A 22,371-nucleotide genomic window follows, 5' to 3' on the forward strand; every position below is an offset into this window, starting at 1 on the left:
TATCGGCTCGTTCAAACCGCGCCCCTCACCTGCTCGGCGTCCGCCATCGCAAAGAACTCGCCGCCGGATTCGATTCCAAACATCGGCTGACCATCGACCACCCGCTCTTCCCCCATGTCAACCAGATCGTAATAGAGCGCGCGGGTCACCTTTGCCCAGAGATCGGCGCGGACGTGCAGATAGGGCGTCAGCCCGCCGTCGGCGGCCATCTCGAAGCGCAGGCGATGGTCGGAATCGCATGGCACCCAGTCGTCGACATTGGTGCGAAAGCGCAGCAGCCGCCCGCGCTCACCGGCTTCGTTCTGCATCTCGACCGCCAGAAACGGCGCATCATCGACGCGGATGCCAACCTTCTCGACGGGGGTCACGAGAAAGTGCTTGCCGTCCTCACGCTTCAGAATCGTCGAAAACAGCCGCACCAGCGCCGGCCGGCCGATTGGCGTGCCCAAGTAGAACCACGTACCATCGCTGGCGATTCGCATGTCGAGATCGCCGCAGAACGGCGGATTCCACAGATGGACCGGCGGCAGCCCCTTGCTGGCCGGGGCACGATTCGCGGCCTCCCTCGCAGCCACCGTCAGACCTTCGAGCCCCTTGTCGTCAAGATTCTTGGTCTGCCCTTGCTTCGCCATTGTTTGCCCTGACTCTTGGCGCCTCGATTGGCACGATAGGTGCACCTGTACATTACCGATAGGTAACTCTTGATGTACCGATAGGTAACGCGATGTGTTCCTGACGAACTCGGTCCGTAATAATGCGGATCAGGTCGCCATATCGTGATGCCGTTCATACCCCGAAACACCGATAATGTGGGGATAGTTTAATTCAACGAATACATGCCTCTTGCACGGGTTTAGCATGAGGCTCGTGGCATGACGACGCGGGCCCGACGCAACCAGCGGTGTCATGAAGGGTTTAGGTGGTTGAAGGAGAAAGACATGGCGAGTGCAGACGGTGTCGAAAAACTCGAGGACGCGATCGTCCGGTCCGCCGAGCAGGTGTCCGGCCAGATTCGCGCCGCGAAGGAAGCGATCTCCACCGTCATTTTCGGCCAGGACCGGGTGATCGAAAACACCCTGGTGACGATCCTGTCCGGCGGCCACGCGCTGCTGATCGGGGTTCCCGGCCTCGCCAAGACCAAGCTCGTGGAAACGCTGGGCATCACGCTCGGGCTCGACGCCAAGCGCATCCAGTTCACGCCGGACCTGATGCCGTCGGACATTCTCGGCGCCGAGGTGCTGGATGAAAGCCAATCCGGCAAGCGGTCGTTCCGTTTCATCTCCGGGCCGGTATTCGCGCAACTCCTGATGGCCGACGAAATCAACCGCGCCAGCCCGCGCACGCAATCGGCGCTGCTGCAAGCCATGCAGGAACAGCACATCACCGTTGCAGGCGCGCGGCATGACCTGCCTAAGCCGTTCCACGTGCTGGCCACGCAAAACCCGCTGGAGCAGGAAGGCACCTACCCGCTGCCCGAAGCGCAGCTCGACCGCTTCCTGATGGAGATCGACGTCGATTATCCGGATCGCGAGGCCGAGCGCCGCATCCTGTTCGAAACGACCGGCGCAGACGAGACGCTCGCCAAGGCCTCGATGAATGCTGAAATCCTGATCGCCGCGCAGCGGCTGGTTCGCCGCCTGCCGGTCGGCGACAGCGTCGTCGAGGCGATCCTGTCACTGGTGCGCGCCGCGCGCCCGAGTTCCGAAGGCGGCAGCGACAAGCTGATTGCCTGGGGGCCGGGCCCGCGCGCCAGCCAATCGCTGATGCTGGCGGTCCGCGCCCGCGCGCTGCTCGACGGCCGCCTCGCCCCCTCGGTCGATGACGTGCTCGATCTCGCCGAGCCCATCCTCAAGCACCGCATGGCGCTGACCTTCTCGGCGCGCGCGGAGGGCCGCACCATTCCCGATGTGATCAGACAGTTGAAGACCCGGATCGGTTGATGGCCGCAGAGACCAGCCACGAGACCAGGGAGATTCTAGCAATCCGACGTGCCGATGGCGAAAGCCGAACGCTCGCCGCATCGCTGCCGCGTCTCGTGCTCGAAGCCCGCCGGATCGCCGCCAACGTCATCCACGGCCTGCATGGCAGGCGCCGCGCCGGCGCCGGCGAGAGCTTTTGGCAATACCGCCGCTTCGTCTCCGGCGAGCCGTCGCAGAACGTCGATTGGCGGCGTTCGGCACGGGACGATCATCTCTATGTCCGCGAGCAGGAGTGGGAGGCCGCCCATACGGTGTGGGTTTGGCCCGACCGTTCGCCGTCAATGGCGTTTGCCTCCAAGGGCGCGCGCGACTCCAAGCTGGAGCGCGGCCTGATCGTGACTTTCGCGCTCGCTGAACTGCTGGTGTCGGGCGGCGAACGTGTTGGTATTCCCGGCCTGATGAACCCGACCGCCAGCCGCAGCGTGATCGACAAGATGGCGCAGGCGATGCTGCATGACGATGCGGTGCGCGCGAGCCTGCCGCCGTCGTTTGTCCCCTCGGCGCTGGCCGAGATCGTCGTGCTGTCCGACTTCTGGTCGCCGATGAGCGAAATCACGACGATGCTGGCTGGCCTCTCCGCCTCCGGCGCGCATGGCACGCTGATTCAGATCGTCGATCCCGCCGAAGAAACCTTCCCCTATGCCGGCCGCGTCGAATTCGTCGAGCCGGAGGGCTTTGGCGTCATCACCGCCGGCCGCGCCGAAAGCTGGGCCAGCGACTACGTCGAGCGCGTCGCGCTGCATCGCGACCAGATCCGCGCCGAGACCAACCGGCTCGACTGGCTGTTCTCGACCCACACCACCAGCCGTTCCGCCGCCGAACTGCTCCTGTTCCTGCATTCAGGCATGATGGCAGCCAAGGGCAACGTGCGGGGATCAACCGTCAAGGCGGGGCGTAGCGCATGATCGCAGGGATCCCCCTCACCTTCGCGCAGCCACTGCTCCTGCTCGGCCTGCTCAGCCTGCCGGTATTGTGGTGGCTGCTCCGCGTCATGCCGCCGCGGCCCCGGCGCATCGAGTTCCCGCCAACGCGGCTGTTGTTCGACATCCGGCCGAAGGAAGAGACCCCATCGCGGACACCGTGGTGGCTGACCCTGTTGCGGCTCGCCGCCGCGGCGCTGGTCATTCTTGCCGCCGCAGGCCCGATCTGGAATCCGCAGACCGGCGTCGGCGGCAGCAATGCGCCGCTGGTCATTTTGCTCGACGACGGCTGGAGCGCCGCCGCAAGCTGGGAGACGCGGATCAAGGCCGCCGATGAGTTGATCGCCGACGCCGACAATGACCGCCGCGGCGTGGCGCTGGTTCCGCTCTCCGAGACGGCGCGCGACATCACGCTGATGCCGGCCGGCACGGCGCGCGTCGCACTGCGCCAGATTTCGCCAAAACCTTATTCGGTCGACCGCGTCGACACGCTCAGCGCGATCGACCGTTTCCTCAAGTCCACCGGCGATGCTGAGGTTGCCTGGCTGTCCGACGGTGTCGACACCGGGCGCGGCAGCGAATTCGTCGAAAATCTCGCCAAGACCATCGGCGACCGCAAGCTGACGGTGTTCGAGGGCGGCGCGGCCCCGGCGCAGGCGCTGGTCGCCGCTGAAAATGCCGCGGCGAAGATGACGGTCAAGGTGCTGCGCACCACCGGCGGCGTCGCCGCCGGCGTGGTTCGCGCGATCGACGCCAAGGGCTCGCCGATCGGCGAGGCGCGCTATGCGTTCGGCATGCAGGACCGTGAGAGCGAAGCATCATTCGAGCTGCCGGTCGAACTGCGCAACGACATTGCGCGGCTGGAAATATCAGGCGAACGGTCGGCCGGCGCGGTGCAGCTGCTCGACAAGCGATGGCGGCGGCGCGCCGTCGGCGTCGTCACCGGGGCGACCAGCGATACCGCCCAGCCGCTATTGGCATCGACCTTCTATCTGACCCGCGCCCTTTCACCTTTTGCCGACGTGCGGCTCGGCGACCGCGGCGCGCCGCAGCAGGTGATCGCCCAGTTCCTCGATCAGCGGCTGCCGATGATCGTGCTCGCCGATGTCGGCACGCTGTCGCCGGAAATCCGCGACCGGCTGAATGCATGGATCGATCAGGGCGGCGTGCTGGTACGCTTTGCCGGCCCGCGTCTGGCGCAGGCCGATGACGATCTGGTGCCGGTCAAGCTGCGCCGTGGCGGCCGCGTACTCGGCGGCAGCCTGACCTGGGAAAAGCCGCAGCACCTGTCGTCGTTTGCCGCCGACGGCCCGTTCGCGGGCCTCACCGTGCCGAAGGACATCACCGTGAACCGGCAGGTGCTGGCCGAGCCGGACGCCGTGCTCGCCACCAAGACCTGGGCGTCGCTGGAAGACGGCACGCCGCTGGTAACAGGTGAACATCGCGGCAGAGGTATTGTCAGTCTGTTCCATGTCGGCGCCGACTCGCGCTGGTCGGATCTGCCGATGTCCGGCAGTTTTGTCGAAATGCTGCGCCGGCTGGTCGATATGTCCGGTTACACATCAAAACCCGGTGCGGGCGTTGCGAGCGAAGCGGCGAATGTCGAGACCGTGCCGCCGCTGCGCACCCTCGATGGTTCCGGCGCCTTCGGGCCGCCGCCCTCGACCGCCAAGCCGATGCCGGCGGATTATCGCGACCGCGGCACCGCGGAACATCCGCCGGGCTTCTATGGCCCCGCCGACGGCCCGATCGCCGTCAACACGCTGGCTGCGGCCGATCGCATCGCGCCGCTCGATACGTCATCCTTGCGCGCGCAACGGGCCAGCTACACCAATGCCGAACCGCGTGACCTGCGCGGCATCCTGCTGTCGTCGTCGCTGGCGCTGTTCCTGATCGACGCCGTCGTGGTCGCGATGCTGGGCGCCGGCCTTGCTGCACTCTGGCGCCGCCGGACAGCGACGGCGGCGGCTCTGCTCGCGCTGATCCTCGCAGCGACGACAATCACGCCATCGCCGACGCGGGCACAGAACAACGACGATTTCGCCATCAAGTCGGTGTCGCAGACGCGCCTCGCTTACGTCGTCACCGGAAATGCCGACGTCGATTCCATCGTCAAGGCCGGCATGGCCGGGCTGACGCTGTTCCTGGCGCAGCGCACCGCGCTGGAGGCCGGCGATCCCGTCGGCGTCGATCCTGCGCGCGACGAGCTGGCGTTCTTTCCGCTGATCTACTGGCCGGTGGTGCCGGGCGCGCCGAAGCCACCGCAGGACGCCATCAACCGCATCGACGCCTACATGAAACAGGGCGGCACGGTGCTGTTCGATACCCGCGACGCGATCGAGGCGCCGCCAGGCGAGAACGGCGCATCGCAGACGCCGGGCATGCGTACCTTGCGCGAGATTCTCTCCTCCCTCGACGTGCCCGAGCTCGAGCCGGTGCCGCGCGAGCACGTGCTGACCAAGACGTTTTATCTGCTGCGCGACTTCCCGGGCCGCTTCAACACTGGCCAGACCTGGGTCGAGACCCTGCCGCGCGAGGATGACGACGACGCGGCCTCGCGGCCGGCGCGCGGTGGCGACGGCGTCTCACCCATCATCATCACCTCGAACGATCTTGCCGGCGCCTGGGCGCACCGCCCCGACGGACAGCCGATGCTGCCGCTGACGCCGGGCGAACCGCGCCAGCGCGAATTCGCCTTCCGCTCCGGCGTCAACATCGTGATGTACACCCTGACCGGCAATTACAAGGCCGACCAGGTGCACGCGCCCGCTTTGATCGAGCGGTTGGGGCAATAGACCATGCAGTACGGCATCGCGTTCACTCCCCTCGTTCCAAGCATCGTGCTCTGGATCGCACTTGCCGCGATCGTCGTCATCGCGGCGCTGCTGCTGCTTGGACGCTCGCGCGGCGCCGCCGTGCGCGTCGCAGCACTGGCGCTGATCCTCCTGGCGCTCGCCAACCCCTCCTTCACGCGCGAGGACCGCGAGCCGTTGTCCTCGGTCGCTGCCGTCGTGGTCGACAAGAGCCCGAGCCAGAATTTCGGCACGCGCAACGCAGAGACGGCCAAGGCGCAGGAGGCGCTGGTCGACACGCTGAAGAAGATCAAGGGACTGGAGGTCCGCGTCGTCGAGGCCGGGCAGGCCGACGGCGAGACCGACGGCACCAAGCTGTTCGGCGCGCTGTCCTCGGTGCTGTCGGACGTTCCGGTCGACCGCGTCGCCGGCGCGTTCCTGATCACGGATGGTCGCGTTCATGACATCCCCGCCAATGCCGCCGCCGTCGGCTTCCAGGCGCCGGTGCACGCGCTCGTCACCGGCCGCAAGGACGAGCGCGATCGCCGCATCGCGATCACGGCTGCGCCGCGTTTCGGCATTGTCGGGCAGCCGCAGACCATCACCTACCGGCTGGACGACCAAGGGGTCACCAACCAGCGCGCCAAGATCGTCGTGCGCCGCGACGGCGAGGTGATCAGTGAGCGCAATATGGTCAGCGGCCAGACCGCCAATGTCGACGTCGACATCAAGCATGCCGGCCCCAACATCGTCGAGATTGAAGCCTCGCCGCTCGAGAACGAACTGACGCCGGTCAACAACCGCGCGGTGGTCGCGATCGAGGGTGTCCGCGACAGGCTGCGCGTGCTCCTGGTCTCGGGCGAGCCGCATGCCGGCGAGCGCACCTGGCGCAACCTGTTGAAGTCCGACGCCAGCATCGACCTCGTGCATTTCACGATCCTGCGGCCACCGGAGAAACAGGACGGCACGCCAATCAACGAATTGTCGCTGATCGCATTTCCGACCCGCGAACTGTTCCAGCAGAGGATCAACGATTTCCAGTTGATCATCTTCGACCGTTACGCCCGCCAGGGGGTGCTGCCGATCGCCTATTTTGACAATATCGCGCGCTACGTCCGCGGCGGCGGCGCGATGCTGGTGTCAGCCGGGCCCGACTACGCCTCCACCACCAGCATCTGGCGGACGCCGCTGGATACGGTGCTGCCGGCAGAACCCGTCGGCGTCACCGAAAAACCGTTCTATGCACACTTGAGCGACGCCGGTAAGCGCCATCCTGTGACGCGCGGCCTCGAAGGCTCCGCGAGCGAGCCACCGCACTGGAGCCGCTTTTTTCGAACCGTCGATACGCGCAATGCGATCGGCGCGCCTGTCATGACCGGCACCGACGGCAAGCCGCTGCTGCTGCTGTCGCGCTTTGGCGAAGGCCGCGTCGCGCTGCTGCTGACGGATCATATCTGGCTGTGGGCGCGCGGCTATGAAGGCGGCGGACCGCACCTGGACCTTCTGCGGCGGATGTCGCACTGGCTGATGAAGCAGCCTGACCTCGACGAGGAAGCACTGCGCCTGCAGATCCAGGGCAAGGACCTGGTGGTGCTGCGCCAGACCATGGCGGACAACGTGCCGCCGGTGACCGTGACCTCGCCGAGCGGGGCGACCAAAGAACTCACGCTGACGGCAAGCGAACCCGGCACCTGGCGCTCCACCCTGCCCGCCGACGAGCTCGGGCTGTGGCAGGCAACCGATGGCGCGCTGAAAGCGCTGATCAACGTCGGACCGACCAACCCGAAGGAATTTTCCGAAGTCACTTCCACCACCGAGATGCTGAAACCGCTGGCGCAGGCGACCGGCGGCGACGCGCGCCGCGTGGCCGACGGCGGAAGCATCGACCTGCCCCGCGTGGTGCCGGTTCGCTCGTCCGGCATCTTCCACGGCGACGGCTGGATGGGCGTGAAGATGCGCGACGCCAGCGTCGTCAAGGGCGTCGGCGTGCTCCCGATGTTCGCCGGGCTGGTCGGGCTGCTCCTGCTGCTCGGCGCTTTCGCGGCAACCTGGATACGCGAGGGGCGGTAGGCGCTGCCTCGCCTCCGATTGTTGCATCAATCACACAACATGCGCCGTTCTCGCTGCGGTCCACTCGGGCCGGGATTGACTTCGTCAGGACCCTTCGATGTTATAATATAACATTGGGGGACGACGACCGGATGAACTGGTTTCGAAAACACGTGAAAACCGGCTCGCGGCTGGCGCTGTTTGCGCTCGCGATCCAGTTCGCGCTGTCGTTCGGCCATTTCCATGCGGAGATCGCCCGCGCTGCGCCGGCCATTCAGGCTGGGCAATCCGATGCTCGTCTCGCTATTGCTGCGACGTTCGCTGCGCAAGAGGCGCGGTCAGAGGCAGCGCAGCAGCCTTCCGGGCCCGACAGCGATCAGCACGCCACCGACTGCGCGATCTGCGTCGTCCTGTCGGTAGCCAAGAATATTCTGTTCGCCACACCACCGCTGCTCGAGCTCCCGCAAGCCGTCGAGCTTCTGCACCTCACCACCGGCGCTGAGTTCGCGCATCTTGGCTCACTCCATCCATCGTTCCGTTCGCGCGCGCCTCCCGTCTCCTGACCTCGATTGATGCACTTCCCAAGGGGAACGCCGCGGCACGTGGCTAGTCCGCCGAGGGGAAATCGGAATCGATCCGTCGCACATCGACGGGATCAGGATCGGGACAATGACATTCAATAAGAAACGAGTGTTCCATTTCGGTGGAGCAAGCTGGCTGTTGCTATGCGCGACGGCCGACGGGGCGCTTGCCCAGACCACGCCGCCGGCATCGACGCAACTGCCCGAAATCACGGTGACGGCGCCAAGCCCGATCGTGCGGCGCAAGCCGGTACCATCGCGGACGCCGCCGCGCGTCGCCCGCGCCACGTCCGGCCAGAACCGGCAACCTGCGCCGGAGCCACAAGCAGCACCCGCTGCGCCCGCGCCCCAGCAGGGTGTGCTGCCCGTGGTGACCGACCAGTTCGCCACCGTCACCGTCCTGCCGAACGAGGAAATCCGCCGTTCCGGCGGCGCAACGCTCGGCGATCTTCTGTTCTCGAAACCAGGCATCACCGGCTCGAGCTTCGCGCCCGGCGCCTCGAGCCGGCCGATCATCAGGGGGCTGGACGTCAACCGCGTCGGCATTGTCGAGAACGGTACCGGAGGCGGCGGCGTCTCCGACCTCGGCGAGGACCATTTCGTGCCGATAGATCCTCTCGCCACCAACCAGGTCGAGGTCGTGCGCGGGCCCGCCGCTCTGCGCTACGGCTCGACCTCGATCGGCGGCGTCGTCAGCGCCACCAACAATCGGATTCCGGAGGCCCTGCCGTCCTGCCCGGCGGCACCGTTCCAGACTTATGGGCTACCGGCGAAAGCGCCGCTGGCGACCGCGCAGTCCGCATCCTGCATCAATGTCGAGACGCGGACAGCGGTCAGTTCGGTCGATCGCGGCGTCGAAGGCGGCATCCTGCTCGATGCCGGCGGCGGCAATTTCGCCGTTCATGCCGACGCCTATGGCCGCAAGGCGGGCGACTACAGCATTCCCGGCTACCCATACCTGTTCGACCAGACGCGGCCGGTGAACGGCAGGCAGCCGAACTCGGCCGCGCAAGCCGATGGCGCCTCGATCGGCGGCTCCTACATCTTCCATGGCGGATTCATCGGCGCTGCGATCACGCAGAACGATTCGCTTTACCGCATCCCCGGTATCGACGGCGCCGATCACCAGACCCGCATCGATGCGCACCAGACCAAGTTTTCCGCCAAGGGCGAATACCGGCCGGACGCGGCGGCGATCGATGCGATCAGGTTCTGGGCCGCTGCGACCGACTACAAGCACAACGAGATCGGACTCGCGGACCCTGCCGACCTTTCATCCTCCGGCGTGCGGCAGACCTTTACCAACAAGGAGCAGGAAGGCCGCGTCGAGGTGCAGATGGCGCCGTTCAACGCCCGCTTTGCCGCTGTCACGACGGCGTTCGGCCTGCAGGCAAGCCACCAGCAACTGACGGCGCCAAGCCCCGATGATCCCGGCAGCCCGCTCAATGGATTGTGGGACCCGAACCGAAATACGAAGGTCGCCGGCTATCTCTTCAACGAGTTCAAGTTCAGCGACGCCACGAAGGCGCAGATCGCCGGCCGCATCGAGCATGTCAGCCTCAGCGGAACGACGCCCTCGTTCATTCCTGATCTGTTCGACCTTAACGCCAATCCCGGCGACATCGGGCCGCCGGTCGCGCGCAACCTGAACTTCACGCCGAAGAGCGCGAGCATCGGCCTGATCCAGAACCTGCCGGGCGAACTGGTCGCCAGCCTCACCGCGCAGTACGTCGAGCGCGCGCCAAAGCCCGCCGAATTGTTTTCGCGCGGCGCGCATGACGCCACCGCCACCTTCGACATCGGCAATCCCAATCTCGGCTTAGAGACCGCCAAGACGGTCGAGATCGGGCTGCGAAAGGCGACGGGACCGTTCAGGTTCGAAGCAACCGCCTACTACACGAAATTCAACGGCTTCATTTACCGCCGCCTCACCGGCAACACCTGCGAGGACGTTGCCTGCGTCGGCCCGGCCGATCCGGCGGGTCCGCTCGAACTGAACCAGGCGATCTATTCGCAGCGCGACGCCACGTTTCGCGGCGGCGAGTTCCAGAGCCAGCTCGACATTGGTCCGCTCCACGGCGGTATCTGGGGCATCGAGAACCAATTCGACGTCGTGCGCGCGACCTTCAGCGACGGCACCAACGTCCCGCGCATCCCGCCGGTGCGCGTCGGTGGCGGCCTGTTCTGGCGCGACGCCAACTGGCTGACGCGGATCAACCTGCTGCACGCCTTTGCGCAGAACGATATTGCCCCGATCGGCGAGACACCGACCGCAGGCTATAATCTGTTGAAGGCGGAGGTCAGCTACAGGACCAAGCTCGACCCGAGTTGGTTCGGCGCGCGTGAAATGACGGTCGGACTCGTCGGCAACAACCTGTTGAACGAGAACATCCGCAACCACGTGTCCTACACCAAGGATCAAGTCCTGATGCCGGGCCTCGGCGTGCGCGCATTTGCCAATCTGAAGTTCTAGTACGGATGTATCGGCCCGTGGGGTGGCGTTAGCTGGGGCTACCAGCTAACGTCCAGGCGAAGACGGCCCTCGGGAAGCGGATGCACATCGAATAGATGACTTCGTCCATCAATGTTCAGGTCTACAGCGACGCGCTGGTTCTGCTCGGCACCGCCGGCGTCGTCATTCCCTTGGTGCGGCGTTTCGGCTTCAATCCGGTTCTCGGCTACCTCGTAGCCGGCGCGATCCTCGGACCGCTCGGACTCGGATCGTTCATCGACCGCTTTCCGCTGCTCTACTGGTTCACCGTCGTCGACGCGGCAAACGTATCCGGCATCGCAAATCTCGGCGTCGTGTTCCTGCTCTTCCTCATCGGCATGGAGCTGTCCTACGAACGACTGAAGTCGATGCACCGCCTGATTTTTGGATTGGGCAGCCTGCAGATCGTCTTTTCGACGGTGGCGATCGGCCTTGTTGCCGCGCTGGCCGACAGCAAGGCTCCGGTGTCGCTCATCCTTGGTGCGTGTCTCGCCTTGTCCTCGACCGCCATCGTCATGGAGATTCTTGGGCGACAGAAACGGCTCAATACCAGCGCAGGGCGGGCCAGCTTTGCGGTTCTCCTGGCGCAGGATCTGGCGGTCGTTCCTCTTCTGCTCTTCATCACGATTTTTGGCGCGGGTGAATCCGGTTCGGTGATTGCCACCCTGGCGCTCGCGCTCACCAATGCCGCCATCGCACTCGGTGTGATCGTCGTCGTCGGCCGTGTGGTGATGCGTCCGCTATTCCGCCTCGTGGCATCGGTCGGCATGAGCGATCTGTTCGTCGCCACGACGCTGTTCGTCATCGTCGCAACCGGTGTGGCCGCCGCCCTGGCCGGCGTTTCCATGGCGCTGGGCGCCTTTGTCGCGGGCCTGCTGCTGGCGGAGACGGAATTCCGCAAGGCGATCGAAACCGCCATCGATCCGTTCAAGGGTCTCCTGCTCGGCCTATTCTTCTTCACCGTCGGCATGAACATCGATTTTGGCCAGATCATTCGCGATCCGGTCTGGCTGATTGCCGGTGCGGCCGGGTTGATCGTCGTAAAGTCGACCATCCTGGTTTTTCTGGCCCGGATGTTTCGCCTCTCTTGGCCCGCTTCGATCGAGGTCGGGCTGTTGCTTGGTCCCGGCGGCGAGTTCGCTTTCGTCGGCATCGGGATGGCGGCGACACTCGGCCTGATCGACGGCAACGTATCGAGCTTCGCCGTCGCGTTGACCACGCTGACCATGATGCTCACGCCGGCACTGTCTCATGTCGCGCGGCGGCTGGCGCCGATGGTCCGCCAGGACAAGCCGCTTGATCCCGAGCTCACCATCGCGCCGAGCGGCGACAGCGGCCATGCCATTGTCGTCGGACACGGCCGTGTTGGACAGGTCGTCTGCACGATGCTGGATCGCCACCAGTTCAAATACACCGCCGTCGACAACGATGCCGCGGCCGTGCCGGAGCAGCGCCGGCAGGGCCGTACCGTCTTCTACGGCGATGCCACCCACCCGGAGTTCTTGAAGAGCTGCGGTCTCATGGAGGCGGCCGCCGTGATCGTCACCATCAACGAACCCGAAGGCATCGACGCAATCGTCGCGCAGGTGCGCGCGCTGCGGAAGGATGTGCTGATCGTTTCGCGCGCACGCGATGCCGACCACGCGCGGCATCTCTACGGCATCGGCGTGACCGATGCCGTGCCCGAAACCATTGAGGCAAGCCTGCTAGTATCCGAAGCCGCCCTGATCGGCCTTGGCGTGCCGATGGGGCTGGTCGTCGCGACGATCCACGAAAAGCGCGAGGAATTCCGGCACGAGCTGCAGCAGGCTGCCGGAGGGACGCCGTCGGCATCCAAGCAAGTGGCCGGCACGAAACGGCGTCGACTTCTCCGATAGTGACGCTGACGAGCCGCCGCGCCGCTTTGCCGGCGGTGCTATCGCGCCTTGCTCCAGTCGGGCCGGATGTCGCCCGAGACACCGTCAAAGGCGCCCTCGACTAGTTCGGCCACCAACAGGCGACTGTAGTCGACCGGGCCCGGCATGATCGCCCGTCCCTTCGGGACGACCTTGAAGCCGACGCGGCGATAATAAGGCTCATCACCGACCAGGATGACCAGCCGATGGCCCTTCGCCTTGGCGTCCTGCAGCGAGCGATCGAGCAGCATGCGGCCAACGCCGCGGCCGCGGAACGGCGGCTCGACCGTCAACGGCCCGAGCATCAGGGCCGGCGTGTCACCGATGCAGATCGGCAGCTGTCGCACCGAGCCGACCAATAGCGTGCCGATACGCGCCGTGAACGAGAGGTCGAGCAGGTGATCGACATGCTCGCGCAGACGATACGCACTCAGCACGAAGCGGCCGGGTCCGAAGGTGCGCTCGTGCAGGCGCTCGATCGCCTGTGCGTCCTTTGGGGTTTCAGCGAGGATGGTGACGTCAAGTTCGCTCATGATGGGGCGCGAGATAGCATCTGGCGGCGGCGCGGTCCATCGCTGGAAACGGCAATCCCAGCATTGCCTCAATCCTTGCGGAGGGCGGGCTGGGCCAGATAGGCCAAAAGCTTCTTTTCGCGGCGGCCACGCGTCACCGTATCCAGCACCAGCCCCGAGCTTACCGACAGCACCGCTACGATCATCAGGCCCATCGACAACACGGCCGTCGGCAGCCGCGGCACGATGCCCTCCTCAAGGTACGTGACGATCACGGGAATCGCGAGGCCGATCGAGACCAGCATCAGGAAGATGCCGATGACGGTGAAGAACCGCAGCGGCTTTTCCGACCGGTACAGCTTCAGGATGGTCCCGAGAATCCGGAAACCGTCGCGCCAGGTGTTGAGCTTGCTGACCGACCCCTCGGGGCGGGCATAGTAGGCCGTCTCGATTTCCATTACCGGCAGCGCCAGTTCGAGCGCGTGCACGCTGAGCTCGGTTTCAATCTCGAAGCCGTCGGACAGCACCGGAAAGGATTTGACGAAGCGGCGCGAAAACACGCGGTAACCGGAAAGGATATCCTTGAACGCTTGCCCGAACACCGTGGACAGGAAGGTGGTCAGCATCCAGTTGCCGGTGCGATGGCCAGGCCGGTAGGCCGCGACCGACTGGTCGACGCGGAATCCTACCACCATGTCGAGGTGATCATTGACCAACGCATCGATCATGCGCGGCGCGCTCGGCGCATCATAGGTCGCATCGCCATCGACCAGCACATAGATGTCGGCATCGACATCGGCGAACATGCGACGAACGACATGCCCCTTGCCCTGGCGGCGCTCGCTGCGCACGGTCGCGCCCGCCGCGCGCGCCACCTCAATGGTGCTGTCTTTGGAATTGTTGTCGTAGACGAAAATCTCGGCGGTCGGCAGCGCCTTGCGGAAGTCGGAGACGACGGTCGCGACCGCGGCTTCCTCATTGTAGCACGGCACCAGAACCGCAATCCGAAGCGCCGGTCCCATCATCGCTCGCTCACCGAATCAAGTCCGTCCATGGTGCGTCATACCGCAATCAGGCGTGCGCCGGTTGAGGGAAGGCCGCGCGATCGGCGGCCCGTTCGCGGCGCATGTCGAGCGTTGCGAACAGCAGGGTCCAGAGGGAAAGCATGTCGATCGGAATCATATAATATGGCGTAAATATCGGGTGCGTCATGAAGAAAATCAGGTTGACCGCGAGGTTGAGGGCGACCAGCAGAACGGCCTGCTGGGCACGGCCTTGGCCGATGCGCCACAGCCAGGCGGTCCAGGCGGCCGATATCGCCAGCAAGGTGAATTGAACGTCAACGAGATAGCTTAACAGCACGTCCAGCTTCAGCTCGGGCGGCGCGACGTCGACGCCGCCATAGGTGGTCGAGAACGGGCTGCCGGCATTGACCGCATTCGCGATCAGGGTGGGCGCCATCCCGATCAGCAAGCTGATGCCGAAGGCGGCCCCGTGCAGAAATGTCTCCCTGTTGCGGACCACGAGGAACGCGCCGGCGAGATACAGGCAATAGCCCATCGCCAGAAGCAGATTGGGCAGGCGGCAGTTGACGGACAACCCGATCAGCAAACCGACCAGCGCCCACAGCGCCAGCCGATGTCGCGATGGCTCCATGAAGAGTTTTGCTGTCAGAAAACCCGCGAGCGCGCAAATCATCATGGTCGGCGCTACAGAATAGCTGGCCTTCGTCGGATTAATCATGAGATAGATCGCAACGTCGCCGAACGCTGCGACCAGCATCAGTCGATAAATTGTGGATGCAAAGGTCAACGCGAGGAGTGAAAACCCAACGGCGACAATTGAGGTCAATACGTAGAGCGGGATGACCCGGAATCCGGCCGGAAACAGCGACAGTATGAAGCCGGTTCCGGGCGGATATTGCAGCACATACTTATCCGCACTGGCAATCCAAGTATGGCAAGGAGTTCGCTTCGCATCGTTCCATTCCGGAAAATCAATCTCCTTCAACTTGTTCTTGAGATAGTGATCGTCGTCGAACGTGATGTTGGTGTCGATACCACGAACACCAAATCGGTCGAACAAATGCGCCTGCCGCAGATAGCAGATATCGTCATAGACGCCACGGGCTTCGATCCAGCCGGATATCGACCAAATATTGCTGACCAGCACGACGAGAAAGCCAATTGCGCAAAGAATCTTCAGCAATTTCATTCTTGCCTGATCGCCCTTCCCTTGCGCAGACGGATTACTATGCCGGCGGTCACTAGCGCCACGTCGCCACCGGCCTCACGTCATCGAGCACTTCCGCAATCCGCAGCCGCGTCCCCTTGGTCGTCCCTTCCGGCAGCGCCCCCGCCGCGTAAAACCCGCACTCCACAATCTCGCGATTGGGCTCCGGCAGGCGATCCTGCCTAAATTTTCGAACAATATAAACGGCAACGTGGTCGCGGCGGGAGACGTGGCTGTTGAAAAACAGGCCGTGCAGCGCCGGCTCTGCGGTCAGTTCGATCCGCCCCTCCTCGATGAGCTCCCGCCGCAGCGCCTCGAGAAAGGTTTCACCGACCTCGACCCCGCCGCCCGGCAGATGCCAGCCGGAGACGTAGCTGTGCCGGACCAGGAATACCCGGTTCTCGCCGTCGAGCACGACGCCGCGAACCCCCAGCGTCATGCCGCGGGCGAGCCGCCAATACAGATGAAACACCCGCCGCAATTGCGGCTCCAAACGTTTTCGCAGGTGCTGGAGTGCCGTCACGCAAACCTCGGATGGACAGCTGTCACGTTTGATCCTTATATCGCCGACATGATCGAGCGACGGTTCTTTATCACAGGGAATGCCGCTGGGCGCGAATGACCGAGACCTTCACGCTCGCGCATCTGTCCGATCCGCATCTGCCGCCTTTGCCCGCGGCACGACTGCGCGATCTCGCCGGCAAGCGGGCGCTCGGCTATGTCAACTGGATCCGCAATCGCCACAAATATCACCGCCGCGAGGTGCTGGACGCGCTGATCGCCGACATGCAGGCGCAGCGGCCGGACCACGTCGCGGTAACAGGCGATCTCGTCAACCTGGCGCTCGAGGCGGAATTCACCCCGGCAAAGGCCTGGCTCGAAAGCGTGGGCACGCCGCAAGAGGTCACGGTCGTTCCCGGCAATCACGACGCCTATGTGCGGGCGACGCGGCATCATTTCGGCGGCACCTTCGAGAAATATCTTCGTGGCGATGCCGGAGCGGATGACACGCGGTTTCCATTCGTACGCCGGCGCGGACCCTTGACGCTGATCGGGGTATCCTCGGCGGTGCCGACGCTGCCGTTGATGGCGACCGGCCGGCTCGGTCGTGCGCAGCTCGACGCGCTCGACCGCGAGCTGGCGAAGCTGCCGCCCGATGAGACGTTCCGCGTGCTGCTGGTTCATCACCCCCTCCACTCGACATCGCGCATGAAGCGGCTCACCGACTCCAAGGCGCTCCGCGCCGTGCTGAAACGGCGCGGCGTGGAGCTCATCCTGCACGGCCACGACCACATCCATTCGACGATGTGGATCGAAGGCGCCGGCCGACAGATCCCCGCTGTCGGCGTGCCCTCGGCCTCCGCGCTGGCGCACCGGCACTATCCGGCCGCGGCATATAATCTGTTCTCGATCGCGCGCATCGGCGGGACATGGCATTGCGTACAAACCGTGCGCGCCATCGATGCCGACTTCCGCGTCAAGCAGATCAAGCAGGTGGCGCTGCTTTAGCGATGGCTCGGGCATGCGACCGGGCGACTGTCTCAATCCCCGCCACCGCCGCAGCCGCCTCCGCCATCTCCGCCACCGCCGCCGTCACCACCCCCGCTGTCGCCGCTGCCGGAGTCGCCGAACCCGTCCGAGGTGCCGTCGAACGACGTATCAGAGAAATCGCCGCCGCAATACGTGGCGCCGCTGCCGTCCTTGCGCAACGCTTCGCAATTGGGGTGATAGACGAAGCCGTCTCGAATATTGAGCTTGCTGTCGAGCGCGAACAGCAGAGGCAGCCGCGTCGGGCGGACCGGATCGATGTTCTCATATTTGCAGCAATACCACCAGACGCGGCGCAGACCCGCGTTGCTCTGACGGTGCTCGCCGAGCACGACGGCGGGCGTGTGGTGGAGGAAGCTGCCGAAGGCGCGACGGCAGAATGCGTCATAGTCGCGCGTGTACAGGATGAATTCGTGCCAGAGATCGTCGGCGACCTGCGAGGGCATCGAGACGTGGCGTCTACCGCTCATGAGGTAGGCCAGGAAAAATTGCCGCAGGCCTTGCGAGACCAGCGCGCTATCCTTCCGCCGGAAGCCGGGATGATGCTTCTCCAGCCGATCGAGCAGCCCGCGCGGCCAGTCAAAGGTGCGGATGAATTCGGCGCGGCGCAGCGTCTGCCATTTGGCGTAGAAATAAGCGCTGGCCGCGAAGGCGACCACCAGCGCAATGGCAAACGGTACGGTCATGATGATGCCACTGCGATTTCCAACCCGCTGTCGGCAATCCTAGAAATTGTGCAGGCTGGCGTAGAGAGCGAGGCCGAATAGTGCCACACCGCCGAGCACGAAGCCGAGCACGAACATGCCTAGGCCGCGCCGGCGCGGCTTGTTCTCCACGGCGGGCTCAGCGACCGGCATCGCCACCATCGCATGCTCGCGCTCGATCATGCGGCGCGCGACATAGCCGGTGACGGCATCGACGATGACGCGCACGTCATGCGACTCGGTGAGCACGATGCGGCCGAAGCGGGTGTCCTGCACGAAGCGATAGATGCGCTTGTCGCGCCCCATCACGATATGCGCGACGACATCGATCCACAGCCGCGGCGTCTCGCCCTGGCTGACGCCGCGATCGAACAGGTCGACCTGCGCCGGCACTTCCGCGAACAGCGGATCGAGCGCCTCGTTCAGGATCTCGAGCCGGGCGAGTTCGGCATCGCGCAATTCGACCACGACACCGGTGCGGTCGGCGGCCTCGATGCGAGCCTGGCGCAGCGCATCGCGCAGCCGCGTCGGTCGCATATCGCGGGCCTCACTGCCGGAATTTTGCGCGTCTGACATCGCTGGCCGCCTTTATCCTGAAGGGTTAGCCCGATTAACCTAGCAGTAACTATATTGCGCGCAAAGGACGTTTAATTGCAATGGGTTAGCCATCCACCGCCTTCTGGGGCCGCGGTTGCAGCCCACCGCCCCGCAAGAGAGGGCGGCAACACCGCCTCAAACCGCAAACGGCCCCACCCGGTTTTCCGGATGGGGCCGCCTGTCCCTGGCGTTTCCTCAAAGACGTTGTTTGATTGGCAGCCCTCAGGCCGAGACGCGCGAGGGCTCTTCGACGATCGAGAAGCGTACGCCGGCTTTATGGCGGCTCTCTTCGGAGACCTCCTTCCAGCACTCCTCGGCCTCCTTGCGGGTCTTGAATGGACCCCTGACCTGAGCCGAGCCTTCGACGAGCTTGTGGAAGTTCATCGAGCCGAACTCGCCGCCGATCACCCAGAAATTGCTGCCTTTGGTCATTGTCAGTCTCCTGCTCTCAATTCCAGATTTAGCCGAACTGGTTCATCGTGTTGTGGGCGCCGCCCGCCTTCAGCGCGGCTTCACCGGCGAAATATTCCTTGTGCTCGTCGCCGATATCGGAGCCGGCCATGTTCTGATGCTTGACGCAGGCGATACCCTGACGGATCTCCTGGCGCTGGACATTCTTCACATAGCCCAGCATGCCCTGCTCGCCGAAATATTCCCTCGCGAGATTGTCGGTCGACAGCGCCGCCGTGTGATAGGTCGGCAACGTGATCAGGTGGTGGAAGATGCCGGCACGCTTGGCTGAATCGGCCTGGAAGGTGCGGATGCGCTCGTCGGCTTCGATCGCCAGCGGTGTATCGTCGTATTCCGGCTTCATCAGTTCGGCGCGGTTGTACTTGCTGACATCCTTGCCGGCTTCCTTCATCGCATCGTACACCTGCCAACGGAAGTTGAGCGTCCAGTTGAACGACGGCGAGTTGTTGTAGGCCAGCTTCGCGTTCGGAACGACCTTGCGGATGCGATCGACCATCTTGGCGATCTGCTCGATATGCGGCTTCTCGGTCTCGATCCACAGCAGGTCGGCACCATTCTGCAGCGAGGTGATGCAGTCGAGCACGCAGCGGTCTTCACCCGTGCCGGAACGGAACTGGTAGAGATTGCTGGCAAGCCGCTTCGGACGCATCATCTTGCCGTTGCGGTTGATGATGACGTCGCCATTCCTGGCGTTTTCGGCCGTCACTTCTTCGCAATCCAGGAAGCTGTTGTACTGGTCGCCGATATCGCCCGGCTTGTGGCTGACGGCGATCTGCTGCGTGAGACCGGCGCCGAGCGAGTCGGTGCGGGTCACGACGATGCCGTCTTCGACGCCGAGTTCGAGGAAGGCATGCCGGCAGGCCCGGATCTTCGCCAGGAACACCTCGTGGGGCACCGTCACCTTGCCGTCCTGGTGGCCGCACTGCTTTTCGTCGGACACCTGGTTTTCGATCTGCAGGGCGCACGCACCCGCCTCGATCATCTTCTTGGCGAGCAGGTAGGTCGCCTCGGCGTTGCCGAAGCCGGCATCGATGTCGGCGATGACGGGCACGACATGGGTCTGGAAGTTGTCGACCTTCTCGATCAACGCCTTTTCCTTCGCCTTATCGCCTTCCTTGCGGGCGACATCGATAGCGCGGAAGATATCGTTGAGCTCGCGCGAGTCCGCCTGACGCAGGAAGGTGTAGAGCTCTTCGATCAACGCCGGCACCGAGGTCTTCTCGTGCATCGACTGATCCGGCAGCGGGCCGAACTCGGAGCGCAACGCGGCGATCATCCAGCCGGAGAGATACAGATAGCGGCGGTCAGTCTTGCCGAAGTGCTTCTTGACCGAGATCAGCTTCTGCTGCGCGATGAAGCCATGCCAGCACCCCAGCGACTGGGTGTACTTGGTCGGGTCGGCGTCATAGGCCGCCATGTCGGCGCGCATCAGCGCCGCGGTGTAGCGAGCGACATCAAGGCCGGTCTTGAAGCGGTTCTGCAGACGCATGCGCGCCACAGCCTCGGCGGTAACGCCGTTCCAGGTCGGCTGCTGCTTGAGGAGCGCCTCGGCGGCTTTGACCGCGTTGAGATAGGACCCCGGTCCCTGGATCGCCTGATCGCTGATCCCGCGTGGCTGATAGTTCATCTGCATAATCCTTTCAGTGCCGGCAATCTGCAGCGGCTCGGTGGGGCCACCGTCAATCGCACATTCTTGACAGTGCATTGCGAAATGCATGTCCTGAGCTAAACGTCAAAAACAGAAATTCGTATAGATGGCTTGTTTTTGATTGGTGATGTCATGTAACATACGTACTTGTAACAAATGTCACTTTGTAAATTTTGTCACATATAGGTCAGGAACGCTGCCGTGCCCGCCGAGTCCGGAAAGAAGCTGTTCGTCGGCCCGCGCTTCCGCCGGATCCGCCAGCAGCTCGGCCTATCGCAGACCCAGATCGCCGAGGGCCTCGGGATTTCTCCGAGCTATATCAACCTGATAGAGCGGAACCAGCGACCGGTGACGGCCCAGATATTGCTGCGGCTGGCCGAGACCTATGACCTCGATCTGCGCGATCTCGCCACCGCCGATGAGGACCGCTTCTTTGCCGAGCTGAACGAGATTTTCTCCGATCCGCTGTTCCGCCAGATCGACCTGCCGAAACAGGAACTGCGCGACCTCGCTGAATTGTGCCCCGGCGTGACGCATTCCCTTCAGCGGCTGTATGCCGCCTACACCGAGGCCCGCCGCGGCGAAACCCTGGTGGCGGCACAGATGGCCGACCGCGACGAGGGCGCGCGGTTCGAGGCCAATCCGATCGAGCGCGTCCGCGACCTGATCGAGGCGAACCGCAATTATTTTCCGGAGCTCGAGCAGGCCGCGGAGAACCTGCGCGACGAACTGAACGTCGCCGCGGACGGCCTGTTCGCGGCCCTGTCCGTTCGGCTGCGCGAAAAGCATTCGATCGTCACCCGGATCATGCCTGTTGACGTGATGCGCGAGACGCTGCGCCGTTTCGACCGGCATCGCCGCCAGCTCCTCATCTCGGAACTGGTCGATAGCTCCGGCCGCGCCTTTCAGCTCGCTTTCCAGATCGGGCTCGCCGAATGCGCCCCGGCGATCGAGGCCATCGTCAATCGTGCCGGCCCGCTCGACGACACCCCGCGCCGGCTTTATCGCATCACGCTGGCCAACTATTACGCGGCCGCCGTCATGATGCCCTACGCCGCCTTCCACGGCGCCGTCGAAGCGCTGAACTACGACGTCCATGTACTGGCGCAGCGCTTCAACGCCGGCTTCGAGCAGGTCTGCCACCGCCTCACCACGCTGCAGCGGCCGAACGCGCGCGGCGTGCCGTTCTTCCTCTTGCGCGTCGACAATGCCGGCAACGTCTCCAAGCGCTTTTCCTCTGGCACGTTTCCGTTCTCGAAATTCGGCGGCACCTGCCCGCTGTGGAACGTGCACTCGACCTTCGACACGCCGGACCGTCTGCTCAAGCAGGTGATCGAGTTGCCGGATGGCACGCGCTATTTCTCGATCGCGCAGATGGTGCGCCGGCCGATCGCTCCGCACCCGCAGCCGCAGCCGCGCTTTGCGATTGGTCTGGGGTGTGAAATCCGTCATGCATCAAAGCTCGTCTATGCCGCGGGGATGGATCTGGAGAAAGCCGAAGGCACGCCGATCGGCGTCAACTGCCGGCTCTGCGAGCGCGAAAACTGCAGCCAGCGCGCCGAGCCGCCGATCACCCGCACGCTGATCCTGGACGAGAACACGCGGCGGGTGACTTCGTTCGCGTTTTCCAATGCAAGGGAGTTGTGAAGATCGCTCGTTCACCTTTCAACGACGCTTCCAGAATCGCCAAACCCTCGACTGTCATCCCCGCGGAGGCGGGGATCCAGTACGCCGCGGCTCATCGGTTCAATCACTGGCGTCTCGAATTACTGGATCCCCGCCTTCGCGGGGATGACGACTGAATATGAGGCGGCGATCTCGCGGCATGAATTGCCCGAGGTTTGCATCAGCTTTCGCCCACCTGAAAGTCAGAGGGCGCAGGGAAGACCGGGTGCGCGCCGCACCCGCGGTCTCGTGTGCCATTATGCGCATTAGCAAAAGCTGCACACGAG

General features: G+C 64.3%; 18 protein-coding genes. 9 read left to right on the forward strand and 9 right to left on the reverse strand.

What is annotated here, in order from left to right:
• Nucleotides 1-11: 11 nt before the first annotated feature.
• Nucleotides 12-632, reverse strand: a complete 621-nt coding sequence (locus RX331_RS31195; protein WP_317253431.1) for a DUF1285 domain-containing protein — start codon at nt 630-632, stop codon at nt 12-14.
• A 306-nt stretch (nt 633-938) separates the two neighbouring features.
• On the opposite strand from RX331_RS31195, the gene RX331_RS31200 reads away from it, so the two are divergent.
• From RX331_RS31200 to RX331_RS31230, 7 genes are all read left to right on the forward strand, one after another.
• The gene (locus RX331_RS31200; RefSeq protein ID WP_317253432.1) at nt 939-1,940 is read left to right on the forward strand and encodes a MoxR family ATPase; all 1,002 of its coding nucleotides are present in this window, start codon (nt 939-941) and stop codon (nt 1,938-1,940) included.
• A complete protein-coding gene (locus RX331_RS31205; protein ID WP_317253433.1) occupies nt 1,940-2,884 on the forward strand; it encodes a DUF58 domain-containing protein in 945 nt (314 codons plus the stop codon). Before RX331_RS31200 ends, RX331_RS31205 begins: the two co-directional genes overlap by 1 nt.
• Nucleotides 2,884-5,694 (forward strand): DUF4159 domain-containing protein, encoded by a 2,811-nt coding sequence (locus RX331_RS31210; protein WP_317258278.1) that lies wholly within the window; start codon nt 2,884-2,886, stop codon nt 5,692-5,694. Before RX331_RS31205 ends, RX331_RS31210 begins: the two co-directional genes overlap by 1 nt.
• 3 nt (nt 5,695-5,697) lie before the next feature.
• Entirely contained in the window at nt 5,698-7,761 is a 2,064-nt protein-coding gene (locus RX331_RS31215) for a hypothetical protein (RefSeq protein WP_317253434.1), read from the forward strand.
• A 113-nt stretch (nt 7,762-7,874) separates the two neighbouring features.
• The gene (locus RX331_RS31220; protein ID WP_317253435.1) at nt 7,875-8,303 is read left to right on the forward strand and encodes a DUF2946 family protein; all 429 of its coding nucleotides are present in this window, start codon (nt 7,875-7,877) and stop codon (nt 8,301-8,303) included.
• Between the two features lie 106 nt (nt 8,304-8,409).
• Nucleotides 8,410-10,794 (forward strand): TonB-dependent receptor, encoded by a 2,385-nt coding sequence (locus tag RX331_RS31225; protein WP_317253436.1) that lies wholly within the window; start codon nt 8,410-8,412, stop codon nt 10,792-10,794.
• A 95-nt stretch (nt 10,795-10,889) separates the two neighbouring features.
• A complete protein-coding gene (locus RX331_RS31230; RefSeq protein ID WP_317253437.1) occupies nt 10,890-12,689 on the forward strand; it encodes a cation:proton antiporter in 1,800 nt (599 codons plus the stop codon).
• A 38-nt stretch (nt 12,690-12,727) separates the two neighbouring features.
• Here the strand turns inward: RX331_RS31230 and RX331_RS31235 are convergent, their stop codons facing one another.
• The 4 genes from RX331_RS31235 to RX331_RS31250 form a co-directional block, all read right to left on the reverse strand.
• Entirely contained in the window at nt 12,728-13,240 is a 513-nt protein-coding gene (locus tag RX331_RS31235; RefSeq protein WP_317253438.1) for an N-acetyltransferase, read from the reverse strand.
• Between the two features lie 68 nt (nt 13,241-13,308).
• Entirely contained in the window at nt 13,309-14,244 is a 936-nt protein-coding gene (locus tag RX331_RS31240; RefSeq protein ID WP_317253439.1) for a glycosyltransferase family 2 protein, read from the reverse strand.
• A gap of 46 nt (nt 14,245-14,290) precedes the next feature.
• On the reverse strand, nt 14,291-15,304 hold the full coding sequence (locus RX331_RS31245; protein ID WP_317253440.1) for a hypothetical protein: 1,014 nt from the start codon (nt 15,302-15,304) through the stop codon (nt 14,291-14,293).
• 181 nt (nt 15,305-15,485) lie between these two features.
• Nucleotides 15,486-15,974, reverse strand: a complete 489-nt coding sequence (locus tag RX331_RS31250) for an NUDIX domain-containing protein (RefSeq protein ID WP_317253441.1) — start codon at nt 15,972-15,974, stop codon at nt 15,486-15,488.
• 95 nt (nt 15,975-16,069) lie between these two features.
• Here RX331_RS31250 and RX331_RS31255 point away from each other — a divergent pair, with 95 nt between their 5' ends.
• Nucleotides 16,070-16,960, forward strand: a complete 891-nt coding sequence (locus RX331_RS31255) for a metallophosphoesterase (protein ID WP_317253442.1) — start codon at nt 16,070-16,072, stop codon at nt 16,958-16,960.
• 32 nt (nt 16,961-16,992) lie between these two features.
• Here RX331_RS31255 and RX331_RS31260 read toward each other — a convergent pair whose 3' ends face one another.
• The 4 genes from RX331_RS31260 to RX331_RS31275 all read right to left on the reverse strand — a co-directional run bounded on the left by RX331_RS31260 (nt 16,993) and on the right by RX331_RS31275 (nt 20,398).
• The gene (locus RX331_RS31260) at nt 16,993-17,685 is read right to left on the reverse strand and encodes a hypothetical protein (RefSeq protein WP_317253443.1); all 693 of its coding nucleotides are present in this window, start codon (nt 17,683-17,685) and stop codon (nt 16,993-16,995) included.
• A gap of 39 nt (nt 17,686-17,724) precedes the next feature.
• Nucleotides 17,725-18,279 carry a hypothetical protein gene (locus tag RX331_RS31265; protein WP_317253444.1) on the reverse strand — a complete coding sequence of 185 codons (555 nt, stop codon included), beginning with the start codon at nt 18,277-18,279 and terminating at the stop codon, nt 17,725-17,727.
• A gap of 243 nt (nt 18,280-18,522) precedes the next feature.
• Nucleotides 18,523-18,732 carry a hypothetical protein gene (locus RX331_RS31270; RefSeq protein WP_028347002.1) on the reverse strand — a complete coding sequence of 70 codons (210 nt, stop codon included), beginning with the start codon at nt 18,730-18,732 and terminating at the stop codon, nt 18,523-18,525.
• Between the two features lie 28 nt (nt 18,733-18,760).
• Nucleotides 18,761-20,398: an isocitrate lyase gene (locus tag RX331_RS31275; RefSeq protein ID WP_317253445.1), complete on the reverse strand. Its 1,638-nt coding sequence runs from the start codon at nt 20,396-20,398 to the stop codon at nt 18,761-18,763.
• A 222-nt stretch (nt 20,399-20,620) separates the two neighbouring features.
• Here RX331_RS31275 and RX331_RS31280 point away from each other — a divergent pair, with 222 nt between their 5' ends.
• Nucleotides 20,621-22,066, forward strand: coding sequence for a short-chain fatty acyl-CoA regulator family protein (locus RX331_RS31280; protein WP_317253446.1), 1,446 nt, complete (start codon nt 20,621-20,623; stop codon nt 22,064-22,066).
• Nucleotides 22,067-22,371 lie beyond the last annotated feature (305 nt).

The sequence above is a fragment of the Bradyrhizobium sp. BWA-3-5 genome, assembly GCF_032917985.1.
Taxonomy (GTDB): domain Bacteria; phylum Pseudomonadota; class Alphaproteobacteria; order Rhizobiales; family Xanthobacteraceae; genus Bradyrhizobium.